The sequence below is a fragment of the Paraburkholderia sp. SIMBA_054 genome (assembly GCF_046534875.1).
In the GTDB taxonomy this organism is placed as follows: Bacteria; Pseudomonadota; Gammaproteobacteria; order Burkholderiales; family Burkholderiaceae; genus Paraburkholderia; species Paraburkholderia hospita.
Map to the genome: position 1 here is coordinate 1 of NZ_JAWRXV010001646.1, position 239 is coordinate 239.

At 60.3% G+C, this 239-nt stretch carries 1 protein-coding gene; it reads right to left on the reverse strand.

The features are described 5' to 3' along the window. A partial coding sequence (locus SB822_RS60675) for an amidohydrolase family protein (protein WP_410859598.1) occupies positions 1 to 239 on the reverse strand: 239 nt, incomplete at both ends.

The window sequence follows — 239 nt, forward strand, 5'->3', positions numbered from 1 at the left end:
GATCGGGATTCAGATTGCAGCCTATAAAACCGAGTTCTTCGACACAGCGCCGCAATTCGTCAATACAGTTCGCGGGCGGCACGCCTGGCGCTTGAGGCAACTGGCATACGCCCACGAAGTTGCGCGGAAACAGCGAACACACGCGATGCACGAGGTCGTTGCATTCGCGCGACCAGTGCGCGTTCGCTTCGGCGGTGGCCAGATGGTGACCCATGCCTGCGGCGCGTGGCGAAAAAATC